Source organism: Fischerella sp. PCC 9605 (assembly GCF_000517105.1).
GTDB lineage: Bacteria > Cyanobacteriota > Cyanobacteriia > Cyanobacteriales > Nostocaceae > PCC9605.
The window spans coordinates 109,559-129,353 of the sequence record NZ_KI912153.1 but is presented as its reverse complement, the minus strand read 5'-3'; the positions used below and the strand labels follow the sequence as shown (position 1 = coordinate 129,353).

General features: G+C 43.2%; 21 protein-coding genes and 2 pseudogenes. 17 read left to right on the top strand and 6 right to left on the bottom strand.

Annotation, left to right across the window (positions count from 1 at the left end; all coding sequences use genetic code 11):
- Positions 1–63 precede the first annotated feature (63 nt).
- From FIS9605_RS0132995 to FIS9605_RS0132985, 3 genes are all read right to left on the bottom strand, one after another.
- Positions 64–489 carry a DUF1772 domain-containing protein gene (locus FIS9605_RS0132995; protein ID WP_231510571.1) on the bottom strand — a complete coding sequence of 142 codons (426 nt, stop codon included), beginning with the start codon at positions 487–489 and terminating at the stop codon, positions 64–66.
- Positions 440–637 (bottom strand): hypothetical protein, encoded by a 198-nt coding sequence (locus FIS9605_RS45865; protein ID WP_231294857.1) that lies wholly within the window; start codon positions 635–637, stop codon positions 440–442. The genes FIS9605_RS0132995 and FIS9605_RS45865 overlap by 50 nt, the downstream gene beginning before the upstream one ends.
- 224 nt (positions 638–861) lie before the next feature.
- Entirely contained in the window at positions 862–2,922 is a 2,061-nt protein-coding gene (locus FIS9605_RS0132985) for an ATP-binding response regulator (protein ID WP_026736302.1), read from the bottom strand.
- A 200-nt stretch (positions 2,923–3,122) separates the two neighbouring features.
- Here FIS9605_RS0132985 and FIS9605_RS0132980 point away from each other — a divergent pair, with 200 nt between their 5' ends.
- From FIS9605_RS0132980 to FIS9605_RS0132965, 4 genes are all read left to right on the top strand, one after another.
- A complete protein-coding gene (locus FIS9605_RS0132980) occupies positions 3,123–3,908 on the top strand; it encodes an alpha/beta fold hydrolase (protein ID WP_026736301.1) in 786 nt (261 codons plus the stop codon).
- A 565-nt stretch (positions 3,909–4,473) separates the two neighbouring features.
- Positions 4,474–4,824, top strand: coding sequence for a hypothetical protein (locus FIS9605_RS0132975; RefSeq protein WP_026736300.1), 351 nt, complete (start codon positions 4,474–4,476; stop codon positions 4,822–4,824).
- A 265-nt stretch (positions 4,825–5,089) separates the two neighbouring features.
- A complete protein-coding gene (locus tag FIS9605_RS0132970) occupies positions 5,090–5,461 on the top strand; it encodes a response regulator (RefSeq protein WP_026736299.1) in 372 nt (123 codons plus the stop codon).
- Between the two features lie 21 nt (positions 5,462–5,482).
- Positions 5,483–6,049 carry a DUF3611 family protein gene (locus tag FIS9605_RS0132965; RefSeq protein WP_026736298.1) on the top strand — a complete coding sequence of 189 codons (567 nt, stop codon included), beginning with the start codon at positions 5,483–5,485 and terminating at the stop codon, positions 6,047–6,049.
- Between the two features lie 5 nt (positions 6,050–6,054).
- On the opposite strand, the gene FIS9605_RS0132960 is transcribed toward FIS9605_RS0132965, so the two are convergent.
- Positions 6,055–7,503 carry a hypothetical protein gene (locus tag FIS9605_RS0132960; RefSeq protein ID WP_026736297.1) on the bottom strand — a complete coding sequence of 483 codons (1,449 nt, stop codon included), beginning with the start codon at positions 7,501–7,503 and terminating at the stop codon, positions 6,055–6,057.
- A gap of 405 nt (positions 7,504–7,908) precedes the next feature.
- On the opposite strand from FIS9605_RS0132960, the gene FIS9605_RS0132955 reads away from it, so the two are divergent.
- Entirely contained in the window at positions 7,909–10,422 is a 2,514-nt protein-coding gene (locus FIS9605_RS0132955; protein ID WP_026736296.1) for a glycoside hydrolase family 31 protein, read from the top strand.
- A gap of 118 nt (positions 10,423–10,540) precedes the next feature.
- Here the strand turns inward: FIS9605_RS0132955 and FIS9605_RS0132950 are convergent, their stop codons facing one another.
- Entirely contained in the window at positions 10,541–11,209 is a 669-nt protein-coding gene (locus FIS9605_RS0132950) for a general stress protein (protein WP_026736295.1), read from the bottom strand.
- A 403-nt stretch (positions 11,210–11,612) separates the two neighbouring features.
- Here FIS9605_RS0132950 and FIS9605_RS0132945 point away from each other — a divergent pair, with 403 nt between their 5' ends.
- From FIS9605_RS0132945 to FIS9605_RS45855, 8 genes are all read left to right on the top strand, one after another.
- Positions 11,613–12,302: a hypothetical protein gene (locus tag FIS9605_RS0132945; RefSeq protein ID WP_026736294.1), complete on the top strand. Its 690-nt coding sequence runs from the start codon at positions 11,613–11,615 to the stop codon at positions 12,300–12,302.
- Between the two features lie 135 nt (positions 12,303–12,437).
- Positions 12,438–12,869: a hypothetical protein gene (locus tag FIS9605_RS42070; RefSeq protein WP_051470255.1), complete on the top strand. Its 432-nt coding sequence runs from the start codon at positions 12,438–12,440 to the stop codon at positions 12,867–12,869.
- A 99-nt stretch (positions 12,870–12,968) separates the two neighbouring features.
- A complete protein-coding gene (locus tag FIS9605_RS0132935) occupies positions 12,969–13,784 on the top strand; it encodes a hypothetical protein (RefSeq protein ID WP_026736292.1) in 816 nt (271 codons plus the stop codon).
- 68 nt (positions 13,785–13,852) lie between these two features.
- Entirely contained in the window at positions 13,853–14,734 is an 882-nt protein-coding gene (locus FIS9605_RS0132930) for a phosphatase PAP2 family protein (protein ID WP_026736291.1), read from the top strand.
- 60 nt (positions 14,735–14,794) lie between these two features.
- Positions 14,795–15,193 carry a hypothetical protein gene (locus tag FIS9605_RS0132925; protein WP_026736290.1) on the top strand — a complete coding sequence of 133 codons (399 nt, stop codon included), beginning with the start codon at positions 14,795–14,797 and terminating at the stop codon, positions 15,191–15,193.
- Between the two features lie 306 nt (positions 15,194–15,499).
- Positions 15,500–16,006: a PRC-barrel domain-containing protein gene (locus FIS9605_RS0132920; RefSeq protein WP_026736289.1), complete on the top strand. Its 507-nt coding sequence runs from the start codon at positions 15,500–15,502 to the stop codon at positions 16,004–16,006.
- 55 nt (positions 16,007–16,061) lie between these two features.
- Positions 16,062–16,277 carry a hypothetical protein gene (locus FIS9605_RS45860; RefSeq protein WP_231510570.1) on the top strand — a complete coding sequence of 72 codons (216 nt, stop codon included), beginning with the start codon at positions 16,062–16,064 and terminating at the stop codon, positions 16,275–16,277.
- Positions 16,237–16,536 carry a DUF2808 domain-containing protein gene (locus FIS9605_RS45855; RefSeq protein ID WP_231510569.1) on the top strand — a complete coding sequence of 100 codons (300 nt, stop codon included), beginning with the start codon at positions 16,237–16,239 and terminating at the stop codon, positions 16,534–16,536. Before FIS9605_RS45860 ends, FIS9605_RS45855 begins: the two co-directional genes overlap by 41 nt.
- A 105-nt stretch (positions 16,537–16,641) precedes the next feature.
- On the opposite strand, the gene FIS9605_RS0132910 is transcribed toward FIS9605_RS45855, so the two are convergent.
- Positions 16,642–17,025, bottom strand: a complete 384-nt coding sequence (locus FIS9605_RS0132910) for a hypothetical protein (protein WP_026736288.1) — start codon at positions 17,023–17,025, stop codon at positions 16,642–16,644.
- A 252-nt stretch (positions 17,026–17,277) separates the two neighbouring features.
- Between FIS9605_RS0132910 and FIS9605_RS39300 the strand changes: the two are divergent.
- The 4 genes and pseudogenes from FIS9605_RS39300 to FIS9605_RS46860 form a co-directional block, all read left to right on the top strand.
- Positions 17,278–18,234: pseudogene (locus tag FIS9605_RS39300) on the top strand (trypsin-like peptidase domain-containing protein); the annotation flags it as partial.
- Positions 18,223–18,579, top strand: coding sequence for a S1C family serine protease (locus FIS9605_RS45850; RefSeq protein ID WP_269321128.1), 357 nt, complete (start codon positions 18,223–18,225; stop codon positions 18,577–18,579). The pseudogene FIS9605_RS39300 and the gene FIS9605_RS45850, both read left to right, overlap by 12 nt.
- Positions 18,580–18,949: 370 nt before the next feature.
- Positions 18,950–19,198, top strand: coding sequence for a WGxxGxxG family protein (locus FIS9605_RS0132900; protein WP_026736287.1), 249 nt, complete (start codon positions 18,950–18,952; stop codon positions 19,196–19,198).
- Between the two features lie 225 nt (positions 19,199–19,423).
- Positions 19,424–19,780 (top strand): annotated as a pseudogene (locus tag FIS9605_RS46860) (SDR family NAD(P)-dependent oxidoreductase); the annotation flags it as partial.
- Positions 19,781–19,795: the final 15 nt, after the last annotated feature.

Below are 19,795 nucleotides of genomic sequence, written 5' to 3'. Positions count from 1 at the left end.
TATCTCTAAAAAGTGGAAAAGTTGTGGAGCATTGAGCATGTTGCCAAAATTGCTCATTTGGCCTCAACCTTTGGTTAGTTGTGTAATTTCAGGGGTGACGCGATCGCGGAAACGATTTGTCGGAGTTTCAACGAGTACAGAGAGCAACAGTGTACTCATTCCAATCAACTGAAGAACAAATCGAGATGCGTGCGAATATTCCCACTGGTTACGCACCCGTGTCCAGTCTGCTGGAATGGAATCAACAGTCCATTGAGCAAACTCTGCATTCATAGGTGCAACAAACATAAACCAGACCACGAGGGCTAACGCTAGAAATATTGCTCCGGTCAACGTCCAGTAGAAAGCGGGTCGGCGTTTGCGGACAAGGAACGTCAGAAAAATCGCAGCGACGATTGCGCCAACTTCGCTGAATATGCCAGGGAATGAGCCGAACTGCCTATAAAGGCTTTGGTTGACTGTTGTCCAGAGCGCCCCATTGTAACTCATCTTGGCTGGCAGTTCCAACGTGTGGCAGAATGCCATCCCCATCGTGAGTGCGGTAAGGATGATCGTAATGAAGCGCCAGGTTCTTAAAAACATAGTTAGCCTCTCTCTTCAAAACATTCCTCTGTTGAGTGTGGTTACGCTTCGTCATCCGATACCCTAAATTCATGAGCATAAAGCGGGTAATTGAATTTTTTCTCCAATCCCACGACTCTTTCACGTTGGCAACTGTGCTGATAGTTCTCCACTATCTTTTGGAGTAGTTTTTGTAACGATTTGAGTGCGATCGCGAGAATCATGTTGTCATACGGAAATTGCTTTTGCTGGTTCTAAACGGTTACAATAATCGACCTCGATATGTGCCAAGAGAATTGCTCAAAGTTTTCCAGACATCTTGCCAAGGCTGGCAACGACTGCAACCAACTCGGCTGCTCTGACTGGTTTAGCGACGTGTAGCTGGAAACCTGCTGCAATAGCTTGTCTGTAATCTTCTACCCTCGCATATCCCGTCAGTGCAACTGCGGGAATGCGTCCACCCATTTCCAGTTCAAGCCCCCTAATTTTACGGATAAGCGTGTAGCCGTCCTCATCTGGCATACTGATATCACTGACTAACACATCTGGTTTAAATTGTTCGAGCGCTGCTAGTGCTTCACCTGTTGAGCCAACGGCAATTACTTCTGCTCCGCACTCTTGCAGTACCATGCTAATCCACTTCCGCGTGTCCGCTTCGTCGTCCACAATCAGCAGGCGTAAGCCGTCAAGTTTTGGAGGATTGTCTGATGGTGCTGTATCTTCCCTAAATGTTGACAGTTGCATCTGGTCTGTATTGTTTGTCTGAGCATCTTCTGACGGGGGAATGGCTGTGAACGGCAGCTTGACTGTAAAGGTTGCTCCTTGCCCTATTCCCTCGCTCTCTACACCGATACTGCCGCCGTGTAATTCTACTAAATGACGGGCGATCGCCAGTCCTAAACCTAACCCTTTATTTGACCGAGTACTCGTGCTGTCTGCCTGACGAAAGCGGTCAAAAACATACGGCAGAAATTCAGGACTGATACCCTTACCTGTGTCGCAGACAGTTATTTGGGCATAGGGAATAGGGGATTGGGAATTGGTTTTCTTACTGATGCCCGATGCCCCTTGCCCATTGCCCACTACTGACAACCCCACCTCAACCCGTCCGCCGTCGGGTGTAAACTTAATTGCATTGGAAAGCAGATTTAATACGACTTGTTGCAAGCGGTCTGAGTCACCCCAAATCGGTTCTAGCGAGGTATCAAGCGCCGATTCAATTTGAATAGATTTAGCATCTGCCACTGGTTGTACAACTTCTAAAGCTTGGGCGATCGCTTCTACCAAGTTAACTCTGCCAAAATTCAGTGAGAGATTTCCTTGAACAATGCGCGAAATATCAAGTAGATCTTCAATTAGTTGCATCTGCAAATTAGCATTGCGCTCAATCGTCTCCAGCGCATCTTTTGCTCTATCCTCATCCAGCCTACCTGTTTGCAACATTCCAACCCATCCCAGGATTGCGGTCATAGGGGTGCGTAATTCATGAGAGACTATTGCCAAGAAATCATCTTTTGAGCGGTTTGCGGCTTCAGCTTCTGCGCGTGCGGCTTGTTCGCGCAGTAGTAGTTGCTCGCGTTCTTCCTCAGCCTGTTTTCTTTCAGTCAGGTCTTGCATAATTTTTGAGAAGCCGCGCAGATTTCCGTCTTTATCTCGTAAAGGTATGATGACACAGTGCGCCCAGAAATGTGTGCCATCTTTACGAATGTGCCAGCGATTTTCCTTGGAAAAGCCTTCAGTTACCGCTGTTCTCAGTACTTGCTCAGGTCGTCCGCGCTCAATTGCTTCTGGTGTAAAAATGTGCCGGAAATGCCGACCAATAATCTCTGCTTCTTGATAGCCTAAAATGCGTTCTGCTCCAATATTCCAATTGAGAAACAATCCGTTCGCATCCAGCATAAAAATTGCATATTCTTTCACTCCTTCCACAAACAAACGGTAACGTTGTTCGCTTTGGTGCAGTTTTTCCTGACTTTGACGCAGACCATCGTAATTGCGTTGTGCTTGGTGTGCATTAATTTCGGCTCGTAGTTGGGCAGAACGCAACATCTGATTTAGTATGCTGATTAGCAGTGACACCAAGACAAACTGAACCAGCCCGATTGTGTTGAACCCAATCACAGCCAGTGAATAAAGTGGAGGTAAAAAGAAGTAGGCACAAGCTAAAGCAGACAGAACAGTCGCCAGTAGCCCTGGTTCTAAACCACCATACCAAGAGCTAACCATAACAGCGGCAAAAAATAGCGGGTAAGCGCTAAACCTATGCAGTAGCCATAGCGACTGTGTAAGTAGTAGTGCTAGTAAAACTGTTAAGATAGCAACGCCATAGCGTTTTATCAAAGAGCGCGTTAATTTTTGCATCTTTTATTCTCTCTAGTCGCGCCGCAGGTATAGTTGGGAAACACCAAAGAGTTAGTTGTTTGGGAATCCTCTATTTCTACCCGAATTTTCCACTTTGAAGTTCTAACTTTAGAAATAAATAGGTACGGCTGAATCAAGATATGAATTGTCATTCACCAGACGCGCATTAAGCATCCTTGGAACATAGGAGTAGCAATCGTATGAATGCGAATATCAACGGGGCAAATCTTTATTATGAAATTCACGGCAAAGGCGACCCCTTGCTAATGATTCAGGGCTGGGGCGCAGAAATCAGTAATTGGCAAAATGTCATTCAACCCCTGTCAAAAAATTTCCAGCTTATCCTGTTTGACAATCGAGGCATGGGACGTTCGGAGGTTACACCTGGCGACTATACAACGCGCCTGATGGCAGATGACGCCGCCGCTTTGCTCGAACATTTACAAATTTCCCAAACTCATGTTCTCGGTTGGTCAATGGGCGGAGCGATCGCCCAAGAGTTGGCTTTAGCCTATCCCGAAAAAGTCAATAGACTCGTATTATATGCTACCGCTGCCAAGTTTTCGGAGAAATCTGTGTTCGTCTGTCGGTCACAAATTGAAGCTATCGAGCGGCAGGAATTTGCAACCCAAGTTAATTGGGAAGTGAGTTTTTGTTTTTCGGAAGTATTGTTCGCCGATCAAGCACGGCTGGCGGAAGTTCTCAAGAGTGCTTTGAATCCTCAATATCCTGGCACTTTAGAAGGTTTGATTAGCCAATTTGTGGCTGTAGCTTCCCATGATACAAGGGGGCAACTCGGTTCAATCAAATCTCCGACTTTAGTTATCGGTGCTGAAGAAGACAGCTTAATCAGAATCGACAATGTGAAAAGCCTTGCTGGTGAGATCAAAAACGCCGAGCTTAAAGTTTTGCCTGGTGCACACATGTGTCACATCGAGAAAGCGGCTGAATTTAGCCAAGCTGTAACAGAATTTCTACGAAAGTAAGTCTTACTAGAATAGCACAAAGAAAAGCTCTAAGCTAAGCTTCGTGAGAATTACAGCCATTCATGCTATGAGAGTGTGGACGGTTAGTTGCGATCGCTCGTTTCTTGCAGGTGCTGTGAAATGGATGCCGTAGCGGTGCAGGGGTTGTCCAAAAATTTTTTAGGTAGAAAAAGCTTAGTTGTTCATGAAATACTTTCTTTATACGGTGCGTTACGCGCTGCTTTAACGCAACGCCAGGTGCTACAACGGAGGGAACCTCCCTTCGGGTACTCTGCGAGAAGCCGCGCTGCGCGCGTCTACGCCAGTTCCCCAACCCTTACGGGAAGCCGCTGCGCGTCTACGTGACGGGAACCGCCAAGACGGGGACTGGACTCACCGCAACGCACTGGCTCCCCTACAATTTAAGGTTTACTTTATAAATCATCTCTTAGGATTTGTTTGCTAAAAATTTAGCGATACTTATTTGGATATTCTCTGTTTCTACACGAGATTTCCACTTTTAAGTCTTATCTTTAGGGATGAGTACCATAACACTTTGTTGCAGCAGAATTCAAGAAAGTATAAAATGACAACAACAACACAGTACAGTACTGCAACTATTCAACTTAGCTCGCTAGCAGATTTAGACCAGGTTGTATCCCAACAGTTCAATTTACCTCAACGCCCATATTCAACAGATATGAGAGCGGCTTTAGAACTAGTTGGTCAAGTTTTGGAAAACTCTGAATCTGCTTACTTTGAAATCTCTCGCTCTGAGTCTAATGCTTTCCCAGGTCTACCCTTTGCGGTAAGCTTTGATAAAGAGAAAAAGACTTATGGTAAGACTGCTCCTCTGGCAATTTGCCATGATGCTCTCCATCGGCTGAAAAGTGTTGTAGTAACAATACCAGGGAGTTATTACTGGAATCTAGAATGATAGATTCAAGACACTTTATGTAGTGATAAAAAACCTAATTTAGAGTGTAATTAGGTAGATTAAATATCTCTTATCTACAAACCGTAACTTCTTGACAAAGAGTAACACTCTCCGCTGCTTCACAGCAGCGGTGCCTTGAATATTATTATTTTGATTTCAGATACATATACTCGTTTCCTAACTTAAGGCTTTTCTAAACTATAAAAATTTTAATAGTAAGCGATCGCCTTTTACCTGGTGATTCAAAGATAGGAAGAAAATAACGATGACTGCCAAGCAAATCCTTGTTATTGATGATGAAGACGACATCCGTAAATTGATTCAAACCTGTTTGGAGATCATGGGGGGTTGGCAGGTATTGACTGCGAAAAGTGGGAGTGAAGGACTACTCTTGGCTCAAACTGCTCAACCTGATGCCATCCTTTTAGATGTAATGATGCCCGATATGGATGGGACAAGCACGTTTCAAAAGTTACAAGCAAATCCGACAACTAAGCATATTCCTGTAATTTTACTAACAGCTAGGGGACGCAGTACTGAGGCACATAAGTTTACACAATTGGGTGTAAAAGGTGTAATCAGTAAACCCTTTAATCCTCAAAAACTTGCTATTCAAGTAGCAGCAGCTTTAGACTAACTAATGACTAAAAGGGTGTATATGTTAAACAATTTAGAACCTTTTTCACAACCACCAACCAAACAAGAATTTGCCGCTACTTTTCGCGTAATAAGTCGAGTTAGCTTTTGGGTACAGTTAGCATTCGGTAGTGTTTCTGGTTTAGCTTTATTGTTTGCCTCCTTTAGCCGTAACATCACTGCTCAAACGAATAATCCAGGCATTGGTTTCGGCATAATTTTAGCTATTATTGGCATTTTGTTGCTGTGTTTTCGAGTTTACTGGGCTTTCCGTTACAGGCTTTTAGCTAGACGTTTACAAGCACCAAATCCAGAAATCCATCCCAGGAAGGAGGATGTAATTCGAGTTTTACGGATTGGATTAATAGTCAGCTTGGTAGGGTTATTAATAGCTTTTATTGGATCTGAAGAGACAGTTGCGATTGTACTATCTAAAGCTTTAGCCCAACCGCAAGGAGTAGCAGTTTATAACCCGGAAAATGTCATTCGTTCGCTGGATATTTTTGTAATGCTAGCAAATATAAATATGATTGGTGCTCACTTTTTTGGTGGAGTTACTTCTCTTGGATTAATTGAGTGGCTAGAGTAATAGTATTAAACCTGACAATACTGGTCAATCCATTGAACCGGGTAGCGATCGCCTACTTGTACTAAAAAGTTATCAAGTTGTTGTAGCGTTAGCGGTTCTGGCATTGGGTAACGCTCGTCGAGTTGCTTCAGATCGGTGTAGTGGCGGGTGTATGATGCCAGGTCGCCAGGATACGTCTGCTCGTTCACGCCAATAAACTGACCGCGATCGCGGGCGCGATTAAGAATAGACCGCCATTCATCGAGCGAAGCCTGACCGAGCGCTCGCAGACCATTCGAGAACAGAGTCATGTACATTTCATTGTAGGGCTTGGTGGCATCCAAATAGTTATTGAGCCGATTTGCTGACATGCGATCGTTGAACACTGTCCAAAATGGCACTAGTCCGAGGCGTAACACCCACCAAGGCTGAAGGTAAACAAACGATTCTACCAAAAGGCGATCGCTGGGTAAGCTGCGTTGGTGATACCACCAACGATATAAGTCAGCCACTAATGGACTCATATCTTGGGGAAAATCGAAAACAATCCGACGAATACGATATCCATGTTCGCGGGCAAATTGCTCTACATCGTCGCGTAAGGAACCTTCAAATCCCCACTCTGACTCTGGCAATCTACCATCGGGGACGGGTGGTTCCCAATATCGGTGCTTAGATCCGTTCTGTCGGAGGAACTCAGCGATCTGCTGGCTGTGCTGAAAATAATCTTCTGGAGCTAATTCACCTTTGCCACCAAACTGGAAGACATGGCGATCTGCAACTTGTGTTGATAACCAACTATATTGACACTCAAGTAAGAATAGCGTAGCCCCTGGCTCTAAATTCTCTTTGAGAAACTGCTTGAATTTCCTGCCAAGACGGGTGCGCTTAATTCGGAAATAAGTCACACGGGGAACTTTTAAGCGATCCTGATTCGGGTCGTGCATTTGGTACACGCACAGGTCAGGATTCTTTGCCAGCAGTCGTTGGGCTGGTGCTTTAGCCCACTCTAGTTCTTGTTTTGGTTCATCAGGGTCAACACGGTGTCGCAAAGATATGAGGAGCGTTTGCGGCAACCAAGGGATACCAAGGGCTGCACACAGATGCACGGCAGCGCCATTGGAAGAACCAATCATGGCAGCAGGATAACGGCGTTGAGGATATTGGTTTACTATCCATTCAGAAATGGTTTCTGCTCGCACGTCATCGATAACACTAGGCGAGGATGCACTGACCCAGCCTGACAAAGTAGACAGATTTTTACCAAGTTGCTTGGGAAGATAGCTAACGGCATCTGTGATTGAAGCGACCAAAGATGGTGCAAACCCCCCCGATCGCAACTCTTTGCCATGCAGGTATTTAGCAGTCGCACGCAGTGCCGTCGTTGCTGAGTCAAGTTCTGTAATGTATTTGGGCTTGAATCCCAATGATGCCAGTTGATTAGTTATTGTTAAATAAAGAGAGGAGAATTGCATACGTCTTTAAGTTACTTACTGGCTGCTCTGTTGTAGACCAATACGCTCGTTGCACTAAGAAATATTGACTTTATTTATCAAACAAAATTTATCTAGAAGTTGATTTATTATTGATTGGTATTTAGGTAAATATTCCAATTAACTATATGAAGAATCGCTCAAAAATGGATCGCTCTTTAGATAGAGAATTGATTAATTCCTTGAGGAGAAGAACGACGGCAACTCAATGATTAGCCTAGAAAAAATGACTGAGTAAATCGTAATTGTTAGTTAAAACTCTGAGTCACATGAAGTAATTTACAGATAACCAAAAATGTGTAAAGTCAATGTTTATCCTGGAATTCATGCTTAGAGCGATCGCGAATTAACAATTACGAAGAATTTTGATATTTTTTTGATATGAGCTTGACTTTCCTCAAACAGCTATCGCTGACATTAAATTTCGTACTCAAGTCGCTGTTTTTTCTACAATATATACCGCACGCATTGTTCTATTCTTGGAAACGCGATCGCATCAATCGCCGATATCTTCCTGACTCATCTTCAGATCCGGTCATTCAACCTGGAAAATTACTTCAGGCTAAAGCAATAGACCGAGGTGCTTACTTCTATTTCGAGCAAGCAGAGTTGGAAATCTCTTTTCTGAGTGCCGATTTTGTACGAGTGAACTGGTTTGGTGGTCTTCCACCAATTCCCTATGCAATTGCTAATCAGGATTGGCAGACTGTTGAAACAAGCTTGGAAGAATTAGACAACAACTGGGCGATCGCCAGTGAGGCTTTGAGCGTTACTGTTGGTATAGATGGCAGCCTCAAGTTTTGCGATCGTGCAGGGCAAACCCTCAGAGCAGAACTACCGCCCCAGCGACAAGAGGAAAAATGGCTACATCAAGCACAATTGCGCTCAGAAGAACGCATTTATGGGTTAGGAGAACGGGCATCTTCTCTAAATTTACGCGCTGCCAAGGATGAACTGCAAAAGCATAAAACTTACCAGATGTGGAACAAAGATCCTGGGGGTAAGTATTTTCCAGGAACAGATCCAATATACATCTGTATTCCGGTTTACTTAGGATTGCACGATTGGGGAAGTTACCTGATTTTTTATGAAAACTCGTTTCGCGCTGAATTTACATTTGCAGATATGGCGAGCGCCAATTTTGCCGGTGGCTCGCTCCGATACTACTTTACGATTGGCGAGCCGTCACATCTGATCGAACGCTATACCCAGCTAACAGGTCGTGCGCCGCTACCTCCTCGCTGGGCATTAGGCTATCACCAATCGCGCTGGGGATACCGCACAGAAGCAAACGTTCGCCAAGAAGTGAAGGCATTTCAAACCTATAATTTACCGTTGAGCGCTATTCATCTCGATATTGATTGCCAAGTTGAGCATCGCGCCTTCACGATTGACCCCAAACGCTTTCCCAAGATCGACAGTTTCACTCGAGAACTGGCAGAAACAGGCGTGCGATTGATTGCAATTAATAACCCTGGCATAAAATCCAGCCGTAAGAGCAATTTATTTCTAGAGGGACAAGTCCTGAATGGCTTTTGTACCTACCCCACTGGAGAGCTAGCGATCGCGCCAGTGTGGGCAGGCCCGTTGGCATTTCCTGACTTTACTAACCCCAAGGTTCGCGCTTGGTGGAGCCGTCAATATGCTTATCTTCTGGATGTAGGAGTAGCAGGATTTTGGCATGATATGAATGAACCGGCGACATTCGTTTCCTGGGGCGATCCCTCTCTTCCTCAAGTTGCACAGCATTGTTTGGAAGGCAGAGGGGGCGATCATCGTGAAGCACACAATGTCTACGGGTTACTAGAAGCTGAAGCCGCTTACGAAAGTATTCGTCAATATCGATCCCAACAACGTCCCTTCATTGTGTCGCGCTCGGGATGGGCTTCTTTGCAACGCTATGCTTGGACTTGGACAGGGGATACCGTTTCTACCTGGGAGGCGTTGCGCCAGACGGTGGCGACGGTCGTCGGGTTGGGACTATCAGGTATTCCCTACAGTGGCCCTGACATTGGTGGTTTTCAAGGCAACCCAACCGCAGAACTATATCTGCGTTGGTTTCAGATGGCAACGTTTCTGATGTTTTATCGGACGCACAGTTCTACTAGCGTTGCTCCCCGTACCCCTTGGACTTATGGTGAGCCTTACTTGAGTATCCTCCGTAGCTTCCTGCAATTACGCTACCGATTGATGCCTTACTTCTATACCTTGGCGTGGGAGGCGGCTCAGAAAGGATATCCGCCCGTGCGCCCTTTATTCTGGTCTGATTGGAGCGATCGCTCCCTTTGGGATGTAGAAGATGCTTTTTATCTAGGCGATGCGCTGCTGGTCTGTCCAATTATGCGAGAGGGAGAGCGATCGCGCACGATCTTCCTGCCTAGTGGCTATTGGTACAACTTCTGGAATGATTCAATCATGGAAGGAGGAAAGACGATTGAGTTAGAAGCACCGCTCGAACAGATTCCATTACTGGTAAAGGCAGGAAGTATATTGCCAATGGAGGAAGGTCAGCAACTCATTCTCCATCTCTACCCACCTGTGAAGATAACAGGGGGAGCAGAAAATGCAGAGGGAAACCCTCCAACGCATTGGCTCCGCAACACACTGGCTCCAACAAAATCTAAAATTCAAAATTCCTACACCCTATATACTGATGCGGGAGATGGATACGGAGAATCTCGACTCGACCTATTTTACCTCACCCGACATGGGAAAAGTTTAGAGCTTGTGTGGGAACAGCAGGGAAACTATGGCTTCCCTTATCAAAGCGTCCAGTTGCACGTACACGGCATTTGTTTGCAGCAAGCCTGGGTAGACGATCAAGAGGCAACCGTGCAGGGACAACAATTGCAATGCCATTTCTTTAGACGGGTTCGATTTGGCTGCAACTCAAATCAGTGAGCGATCAGCTCGCTTAGAAGCAATGGCAAAGAGTAAAATTGATTTTCCACAATAGATATGCGATCGCCCCAAAAATCAGCAGCATAATTTATTTGGAACGCGATCGCACCAATGATGCCTAGCGAGGTTGGTCATTGCGCTTATCAACAATTTCCACTACACCCTCGTCAGTAGTAGTTCCTGTATATCTCTGTGTAGTCCGATCAATATCATTCATGTCAGCAGAAGCCACATCACCAGATACATCGTATATGGCCCAATCTCGAATATCCTGATTCCTCAAAATAGAGCCAGCACGGTTAATTTCATCCTCACTACCATCTACGATCACTAAAAATTCACCTTGGGATACCCGTTGACCATAAGCTCTGGCTTCTTCTTCTGGAATACCCAAACCAGTCAGCGCTCCTACTAAACCACCTGCTGCTGCACCAATACCTGCACCAGCCAAAGTAGTTGCTATAGTTCCGGCTGCCAGAAAAGGCCCCACTCCCGGAATAATTAAAGCTTCCAAGCCTACGAGTAAACCACCAATACCACCCAAAGCTGTGCCTGTGACTGCACCAATTCCAGCACCTTCTTGAGCTTCATTATCACCGCGATCGCTCATGTCAGATTTATCTTTGACAGTAGCTCCAGCGATTTGCTCATTGCGATCTATATCCTTTGCCAATACAGAGACTCGATCCATAGGGAAACCTGAATCTCTAAGTCTGGAGAGCGCTTCTTCTGCGGTTTGGCGGTTGGGGAATGTACCAACTGCACGTTTACGTCGTTGTATAGCCATTTTGTCTCCTGAAAAAATTACAACTCTGTTTACGCAGATTTGTATTTAGCTTCCCTCGCAAAACATAGTTATTCATCAGTCTATAGGTTTACCTTTTTATCTATCAGAAGAAGAGGAGAAAATTTTCTAGTGGTATTGACACTATCTCTTCAGTAGTACTTTTGCAAAATACTTGAATTATTCACCAGTTTTCCACTATTGGAAATTATGCTCAAAATACAACCATTTTTACGAATCCTTTGGTTGTTGAGGTGCTTAACTTTTTCTCAAGACTAATATGGGTGATTCAACAGTTTTTTGTTTCAATTTAATTGATTGTTTGATTGTGATTATCAATTTTTGAATGAATAGAAACATCATCATTCCTAATTAGTCGGTTTTTATATAATGAAAGTAGGCTTTTATGAATCCACAAGATCTCAATATCAAAAGCAAGAAAGGGCTATTGGGAAGTATTTTTGGCGGTTTATTAATCGGTCTGCCAATTATACCCTTCGCTGCATCAGCAGCCCCCTCTTCTGTACTCAATCCCTGTCCTCGCATTTTCTACGAAGAACCACACAATAATCGAGTTTTGGTTCCAGAGGGATGCCCACCGAATGCTGCAACTCTCCGATTAAGAGAACAAGGTGAGACAGCGCTGCGGGAGGGTTTCCCTCCGCAGGCGACTGCGAACCCGAAGGGAGGAGTTGTAGTACAGCCAAGGATTTTGGTAGAACCGGGGGGTTTACCTGTTAATCGCCAAACGATACCTGCTCCAGAAACCCGACAAAACGCCATCGCCAACATTACTCCAACAGCAGGAACAGTAGATGTGAGATTGAAAAATAATACCAATGCTCGTATTTCCTATCAAGCGATCGCCTATACTCAACCTCAAATTCTTGCAGGTGGAGAAGAATATGTCCTGCAAGATCTACCAACACCTGTGACTGTCACAATGGTACGTGAAGATGGAGGGTTCATCCAGGCTAAACCCATACCTACCTCCTCAGAAGGAGTACTGGCAATTACTCTAGATGAAACAGCTAACTTTTCTAACAGTGATACTGCATTGAGAATTCAAAGAGATGGTCAGGTCTTTTTGAACTAACTCGGGGTAAGTACTCAAATGGCACTCGGTTAAGGTGAAATGTAGGCAGGGCAAACATTATCATACTCAACATCGCTGAGGAAGAGATAGGGTAATGCTTGGCTAAATTTAAGGAATCTTCAAGGAGATTAACAAGTGAGAAAGATTGGATTAGCCATTGCAGTAGCAGTAATTATTGCCGTGTCACCTTTCGCTTTGGCTCAGACAAAAAGTGCACCAGTTATAGCAGAGCAAGTAGGACAAACTCAGAGTAATCAGCCCGAAAAATCTGTGCAAACAGCTTTCACAAATCTTATGGCTGCTATCGAAGAAAATAACTACGATAATTTCGTGGCTGCAGGAAATGCTGCCTTCAAAGAAGGCATTACACGGCAAATGTTTACGCGAGTCAGTGCAGAGTTAGCTCCTCGTATGAAGAAGGGGTATGAGGCAGTCTTCCTAGGAGAACTGAGACAGCAGGGTTATCGAGTTTACTTGTGGAAATTGACTTTCAAAGATGGCGGTGATGATTTATTAGCTAAACTCAGCCTCAAAGATGGGAAAGTGGGTGGATTTTGGCTGACCTGATTGGGTCTTTATGAAAATAGAATATCTCTTCGCGGGAAGAGAGTAATTGAACTAATTTTGAACAAAATCAACACTGAGTTTAAGGAGATTTTACTAGTAATGAATAAGCCTAATCAAAATAGTAGCTTGATCCAAAAACTGTGGAAAACCAATGCGGCTGCTTTAGCACTCTCTACTGTGCTGCTTGGAGCTTGTACCAATAACTTAGAGCGAGAGTCAGCAGTGCCAGAAAATAATGTCACTACTGAGGAAGTCGCTGATAATACAAATAAACTGATTGGTAAAACCGTAACTGTCAGAAGTCAACCGATCAGGAAAATTGCTCCATCAACCTTCACAATTAGCGATCGGCAATTCTTTGGTAGTGAACCAATTCTAGTTGTAAATGCTACAGGTAAACCATTTACTTTTCCTACTGACCCAAATACACCCATTCAAGTTACGGGTGAGGTTCGCAAATTTGTTCTGGCAGATATTGAGCGAGACTTTGATTTAGACTTACAGCAGGACTTGTATGTAGAGTATGAAAACAAACCAGCAATTATTGCACAATCAATGGCCCTAGCACCGAAACCTGGCGAAATTACTACAGACCCCAAGCAATACTACGGTAAAAGACTGGCGGTAACAGGTGAAGTGGAAAATATTGCAGGTGTGAACTCCTTTACACTGGATGAAGACAAGTTGCTAGGTGGACAAGACTTACTAGTCTTGCACACCAAACCACAACCAAAGGTGACTGAGGATGAGAAAGTAGCAGTTACAGGTGTGTTACGTCAGTTTGTTGTTGCCGATCTGGAACGGGAATACAACCTGACTTGGGATTTGGACTTGAAGCGGAAGTTAGAAGCAGAATATAGCAACAAACCCGTGCTAGTTGCTGATGAGGTCTATCCCTCAGCAATTCCGCAGTAAAGTGTCTTATACCAATTCTCTCTGGCAAAAGCTGAAAGTATTTCTGAATCCTGAACGAGCAAAGGAAAATGGCGGTTGACATACTTTGGAGTCCTGAGCCAATTATTACCATTCAGCGCTTGTTCGGTGTCAGATGGAATTGGCTATTTGAGATCCTCACGCAATTTGGGACGGCTAAGGCTGTTACCGTGGTCTTTGCTTTAGCACTCTGGATTTCAGGACGACGGCTTGCCTATGGCTTGCTTGGAGTCGTGCTTTTAGCAACAGTGATAGACGTACTAATTTGGACTATCTTCCCTGTGTTGCGTCCCCACGATCCCCAGATTATTATTCGCACACATCCAGGAGTACCGTCGTTTCCTAGTGGACACACAGTAACTGCAACTACTTTGTGGGGGACATTGACTGCGTTTGGTCGCATCCCGGCAGTTATTTCGGTATGCATTGTCTTTCTAGTAATGCTAGCTCGCCTGTATCTTGGTGTACACTATCTGGCAGATTTACTCGGTGGCGTGGCGATCGCGTTGATTTTGGTGGTTGCTTACCAGCGTTTGTGGCACAAGCTTGTGCGCTGGTTCTCTGGACGGACATTTCAATTCTTCCTAGTTCTAGGTCTTTCAGCACCAATTGCAGTATTTCCTTTCACCAGTTTCTCTCCTAGAGGTTGGGAACTTTTTGGTTATGCGGTAGGTTTGGGAATCGGAATGCCGCTTGAATATTGGTATGTTCGCTACTCCCCAGCTAAAATTTCCCGCCGAAAGCAAGTGCTGAAAGTTGCGATCGGCTTGGGAGGATTGGTAATGCTTGTATTTGTATCTCGCCTGATCTTTAGCAGTGGATTAGTGCGTGAGGCTGTGACATCTGGCTTTGCAGCGCTGTGGATCGCGTTCTTGGCACCAGCGCTGTTTGCAGGTATGGGTTTATCTAGGCATTTGCCTCGTTCTGGGTAGTTCAATTCAAATCATAGTTCGCTTTGTAGAGCAAGAATTAGTTGGGGGAGATTGAGAACAATGAAAGTCTCTGCTGCTCATTACTGTAAACGTTGCCAGTTCTACCACGGTGAAAGCGATATTATCTGCGCTGTCCATCCTTACGGTCCAGGCGATGGTGCTGTTGTAGCGTCGGCTTTATACCCGCTTCGCCATGGCACTTGTCGCGATTTTCAACCTAAAACTGGTTGGAAAACTCATTGGCAATCTATACACAAAAGCTTGGAAAAGTTTGCTGCCAAAGATATGTCATGGTTTCTGTTTGTTTGCAGCATATTGAGTTTAGGAGCAATATATTCCTTTTTCGATTACATAACCAATACGGCTTTGTTCCATGAATACCTCAAATCTTTATACAGCGAGGAGCGTCAACTAAATCATCTTAGTAAAAGGGACTCTTTACTGGTGATTAGGGACTAGGGTAGTGGTTTGAAGCGGAAAAATTGTGGAAGGTGCAATTAAATTACGGGCATGAATATTAAGTATTAGATGCAGAATTTTGTGGAAGATAATTTTTGCGTCATTAAAGGTAAAATTTGAAGAATCTTACCAATTTTAAGCTAGATTACTCTCAATCTTTTCAATAAAGAAAATAGGATCTGAGAAAAATCATCCCATAGTTATATTTCATATTTTTCCACCAGTTTTCCACTATCTCTAATTATCTTGAAAATATAACCAGTTCATTTAGCCAATAGTTAATGTCGCTCGTTTTGGAGAAATAACATGGCTCTTTACAAACTGGATGAATACTATCCCAACTATCAAAATGAAATTTTCGATGGCTATGACATCAAAAATTTTGATGTTTATGCTCAAGATGATAAGGTTGGTTCTGTAACCAACATGATGATTGATGATGAAGGTCATTTCCGGTATTTCATCGTTGATACAGGCTTTTGGGTTTTTGGTAAGAAAATATTGCTGCCTGTTGGGATGGCTCGTATTAATTACGAAGATAAACGGGTGTATGTCCCTGTATTAACTAAACAGCAAGTGGAAGATTTGCCCGAATTTACTGAATATTTGGCGATCGACAACGATTATGAAGAGCGCGTCAGAGGTGTTTATCGTCCTTACATGACAACACCAACTACAGGTTTTATTTATGGTGCCGATATCTATAACTATCGGCAAGAACCTTATTTTTATGCTCTCAACGATCTAAATCTCAGAATGTATGAAGATCGATTCCGAGCAAGAAGGAACAATAGCAGAGTAAACATACTATAAACCGATCTGCTTTTTCTCAGATTAATTAAGTTCACTATGTTTTTGGAGGTTTGTGATGAAAAATTTGATTGGATTATCGACTCTTGCGATCACGATCGCTACAACAGGTGTTTCTGGTATTGGGTCTGTTGCTCAAGCACAAGAAGTCCAGTATGACCCCAGCGCACCTCGGATTACTGATGTTGATGCATACGAGGACGACCATTACATTAACGTGTATACAGGTTCTCATGGGCCTTTGTCCTTCATCACGCTCACCCCACCCCTATGATGCAGGTATTGTCACAAATGACGTTAAGGTTATCCAAGGCGATCGCACACTCAACTCAACTGTGTATAAAGATGACGGCAGAATTCTGATTGTTTTTGACCAACGAGTACCCCCTAGAACTACTCTGCAAATTGCACTGAACGATGTGGATATGGAATTTTTTGCCGATACCAAGATTGTGAATTATCGCGTTTCTAGTGGGTATGTTGCTCTTAATCAAACACTTCCCTACGGCTTAGCCCGGATTACACTGCGTTAACCCTTCAAAAGGTTAATTAGACTCATCAAAATATCATCCAGACGCAAAAATTAAATTGGTAGAAAGTCAATTTGACTTTCTACCAAGGTTGTAAAAAATGATTGATTAGTCTTTAAATAGTTCAGTCTGCACCTCCAATCTGCCTATACCTTCATAAAAATCTCGTCTAGGAGGAGTAAGAATGTTGTTTCGCTCTACTAGTGGTTCGTTAACTAACAATTTCACATCGTCATTAATTCGCCATACCCCATCATCTCCATCACTAAAGGCACCGAAGGCATTGTAATTCTGAACATTCCCAAATACTTCAGAAGAAGTGTTTTGACGATTTGAAAAAAACAGTTTGTAGTCATCTTTGACTGTTCTACTTTCTAGCGGAACGTCTTTCGTTTTTGAGTTTGAAGCTACTGCTAACTTTGGCTGAACTAAGCTAACCAAGCTGGGAATAACTGCTATGAATCCGAAAAGACTAACAATTCTTATTTTCATCTCATTGCTCCTAATTTAATTTTGTTAATTAATTCTATTTTGTAAATTTTAAATACTTTTACCTCTATCTTGAGTATTGTCAAATTAATATTTTCTAGCAAACGCTAGTATTTGAAGTGCTTTTAAGATTTTGTTATTTTTTATTTAATTTACAAGCTTATCTGCTCTTTTATTGAACAAGCATGAGTTTTAAAATCACCTTTTAATTAACATTTCACAAGTTAGAGATATAGATGATGAGTCAAAAATGTCATGAAAGCAACAGAGAAAAATAATAACCAAAAATGTTATTATTTAAAGTTTTCTAATTTTCAGGTACAAATTAGAGAATGGAAGTTAGAAGCTATAGCCACCAAAATTCATCCAACAAGAGGTAAGTTTATTTGGAAAAAACCAACTAGTTATTTGCTATTAGCTGCCATTAGCCTAGGAGTAGGAATATTGAGTTTATACATCAGAGGTTCATCCAGAGAGCTTCATCCTTCAAGAGTTTATTCTCCAATATCCTCGGAAACGATTCAAGAGCCAGAAAATCAAAGTAAGCACTTTCTCTTGCCCACCGTTAACGGTATAAACTTTGTGGCTACAGTTGTAGAAAAAGTGAAACCTGCGGTGGTTGAAATTAATATTGCCAGAACCATAAAAACTCAAGTGTCGGATGCGTGTGGCGATCCGTTTTCTCAATGGTTTTTTGCTGAAAATGCACCGACACAAACTCAAGAGCAAGTTGTGCATCGTCTTGGCTCTGGTTTTGTTATTAATCCCAATGGTCAGATTCTCACCAACGCTCACGTTGTTAAAAATGCTGATAAAGTGACAGTATCATTTCTTGATGGTCGTACTTTTGAGGGTAAGGTGCTGGGGACAGATTCCATAACTGATATTGGAGTTGTGCAAATTCCCGCCACCAATTTGCCATCTGTGAAATTAGGAAATTCTGACCAAGTGCAACTGGGACAATAGGCGATCGCCATTGGTAATCCTTTAGGATTCCAAAGAACCGTTACCGCAGGCATTATCAGTGGTACAGACCGTTCTGCTAAATATCTAGGTCTTTCTACTCGGCATGTTGGTATTATTCAAACTGATGCCGCCATTAACCCCGGAAACTCCGGTGGGCCACTGCTAAATGCTCATGGTGAAGTCATTGGCGTGAATAGCGCCGTAATTCCTACCGCTCAAGGACTCGGCTTTGCCATTCCCATCAACACAGCTCTAAAAATTGCCCAGCAATTAGTTACTAAGGGAAAAGTTGAACATCCTTACTTAGGTATTGAGATAAAACCTAACAATAATCACAACTTTTTTGGTATTCGTGAGCGAGGAGTTCTCATTGTCAAAGTTATTCCAGATTCTCCAGCTGACAAAGCAGGATTACGAGTAAAAGATACAATCCAAGAAATTAATAATCAACCTATTAATACGGTTGATGAAGTCCTGCGGTTGCTGGAAAAGAGTAACGTAGGTAGCAATTTGCAAATGCAAGTGCAACGCAAAGGACAGACTTGGCAAGTAGCATTACGACCATCACCTCTGACCGTTGCAACTGAGTAATTTTTATATTGTAACTGAGCAAAAAATTTTGGATTTTAGATTTTGGATTGACCCTGCGGATAAACTGGCTTTTTTATACCATCAAGGAATTATCGGTCACACTAATTCATAATTGCTAATTAATATTTAGCAGGTAGTTTAACTATGAGAAAAACTCTTAATTATAGATTACTTTTTTTGATATAAACAAGATAAAAAATCACTAGTTAAACTATCAGAAGATTTGAAGAATAGTTCACAGCATGGAGTAAGAAGTTTCGGACATGAGTACTGTCAAAGAATCCCCAGTTACTTCAGAAATTGATGTTCTCCAAATTGGTAACTAGTTCATTCATTGCTAGCAATTAACAAACCAAAAGGAACTTTAACTATGAAATACTCAAGATTGTCTCAAATTATTGGCGCTGGCATTCTCACATTAAGTATGATAGTTGCGCCCTTAACTCTGCCCGCTTCCGCTCAAGTTGAAATTGAGCGTGAAGGAATTTATGAAGATAACGATTTTGATTGGGGCTGGTTAGGATTGATTGGTCTATTTGGGCTGGCTGGTTTAGCTGGCAGGAAACGCCAACAAACCACTGCTTATCGAGATCCGAATCGCCCTGGCTATGGAGAATAACACTCCAGATTTTCGCCCCGTCGTTACTTTTTGCACTAGTAATCAGCATTACTAAAAGAGGGGTAATAGTTTGTCATAAACTAGGAGAATTTTCACTATGGCAGATCGGAAACTGGCGAAAGAAATAGCTGTAATCACCGGCTCCGACTCCGGCATTGGACAGGCTACTGCGATCGCCTTTGCCGTGAGGGTGCAGATGTCGCTGTCACCTATCTAGAAGACCGTCAGGGTGCCGAACACACCCAAAAATTAATCGAGGCAGCGGGTCAAAAAGCGATCGTTGTTCAACTCGACCAAAGCCAACCCGCGCAAGTAGAGCAACTGTTCCAGGCAGTTCAAGACAAGTTGGGGACTCCAACGATTCTGGTAAATAACGCCGGTATAGACTCGGCTGGGATACCAGTCAAAGATATGCCCTATGAACGCTGGGATCGGGCAATCAAAACCAACCTTTATGGCCCCTTCCTTTGCTGCCAGCATTTCATCCCCGATTATGTCGTTTTTAAAGTCTACAACGTAGATAAGCAAGTGATTATACGCTGTTGTCATTTTCTACAACGTTTCAAGTGGATACTGAGCTAACATCTCCGAAAAAGG

Coding starts and splice junctions, on each gene's coding strand:
- FIS9605_RS0132935 (WP_026736292.1), top strand. CDS start 12,969: ATGAATAAGCCTAATCAAAATAGTAGCTTGATCCAAAAACTGTGGAAA.
- FIS9605_RS0132960 (WP_026736297.1), bottom strand. CDS start 7,503: ATGCAATTCTCCTCTCTTTATTTAACAATAACTAATCAACTGGCATCA.
- FIS9605_RS0132965 (WP_026736298.1), top strand. CDS start 5,483: ATGTTAAACAATTTAGAACCTTTTTCACAACCACCAACCAAACAAGAA.
- FIS9605_RS0132975 (WP_026736300.1), top strand. CDS start 4,474: ATGACAACAACAACACAGTACAGTACTGCAACTATTCAACTTAGCTCG.
- FIS9605_RS0132910 (WP_026736288.1), bottom strand. CDS start 17,025: ATGAAAATAAGAATTGTTAGTCTTTTCGGATTCATAGCAGTTATTCCC.
- FIS9605_RS45860 (WP_231510570.1), top strand. CDS start 16,062: ATGAAAAATTTGATTGGATTATCGACTCTTGCGATCACGATCGCTACA.
- FIS9605_RS0132925 (WP_026736290.1), top strand. CDS start 14,795: ATGAAAGTCTCTGCTGCTCATTACTGTAAACGTTGCCAGTTCTACCAC.
- FIS9605_RS0132985 (WP_026736302.1), bottom strand. CDS start 2,922: ATGCAAAAATTAACGCGCTCTTTGATAAAACGCTATGGCGTTGCTATC.
- FIS9605_RS0132980 (WP_026736301.1), top strand. CDS start 3,123: ATGAATGCGAATATCAACGGGGCAAATCTTTATTATGAAATTCACGGC.
- FIS9605_RS45865 (WP_231294857.1), bottom strand. CDS start 637: ATGACGAAGCGTAACCACACTCAACAGAGGAATGTTTTGAAGAGAGAG.
- FIS9605_RS0132930 (WP_026736291.1), top strand. CDS start 13,853: ATGGCGGTTGACATACTTTGGAGTCCTGAGCCAATTATTACCATTCAG.
- FIS9605_RS0132920 (WP_026736289.1), top strand. CDS start 15,500: ATGGCTCTTTACAAACTGGATGAATACTATCCCAACTATCAAAATGAA.
- FIS9605_RS0132970 (WP_026736299.1), top strand. CDS start 5,090: ATGACTGCCAAGCAAATCCTTGTTATTGATGATGAAGACGACATCCGT.
- FIS9605_RS45855 (WP_231510569.1), top strand. CDS start 16,237: ATGGGCCTTTGTCCTTCATCACGCTCACCCCACCCCTATGATGCAGGT.
- FIS9605_RS0132945 (WP_026736294.1), top strand. CDS start 11,613: ATGAATCCACAAGATCTCAATATCAAAAGCAAGAAAGGGCTATTGGGA.
- FIS9605_RS0132900 (WP_026736287.1), top strand. CDS start 18,950: ATGAAATACTCAAGATTGTCTCAAATTATTGGCGCTGGCATTCTCACA.
- FIS9605_RS0132950 (WP_026736295.1), bottom strand. CDS start 11,209: ATGGCTATACAACGACGTAAACGTGCAGTTGGTACATTCCCCAACCGC.
- FIS9605_RS0132995 (WP_231510571.1), bottom strand. CDS start 489: ATGAGTTACAATGGGGCGCTCTGGACAACAGTCAACCAAAGCCTTTAT.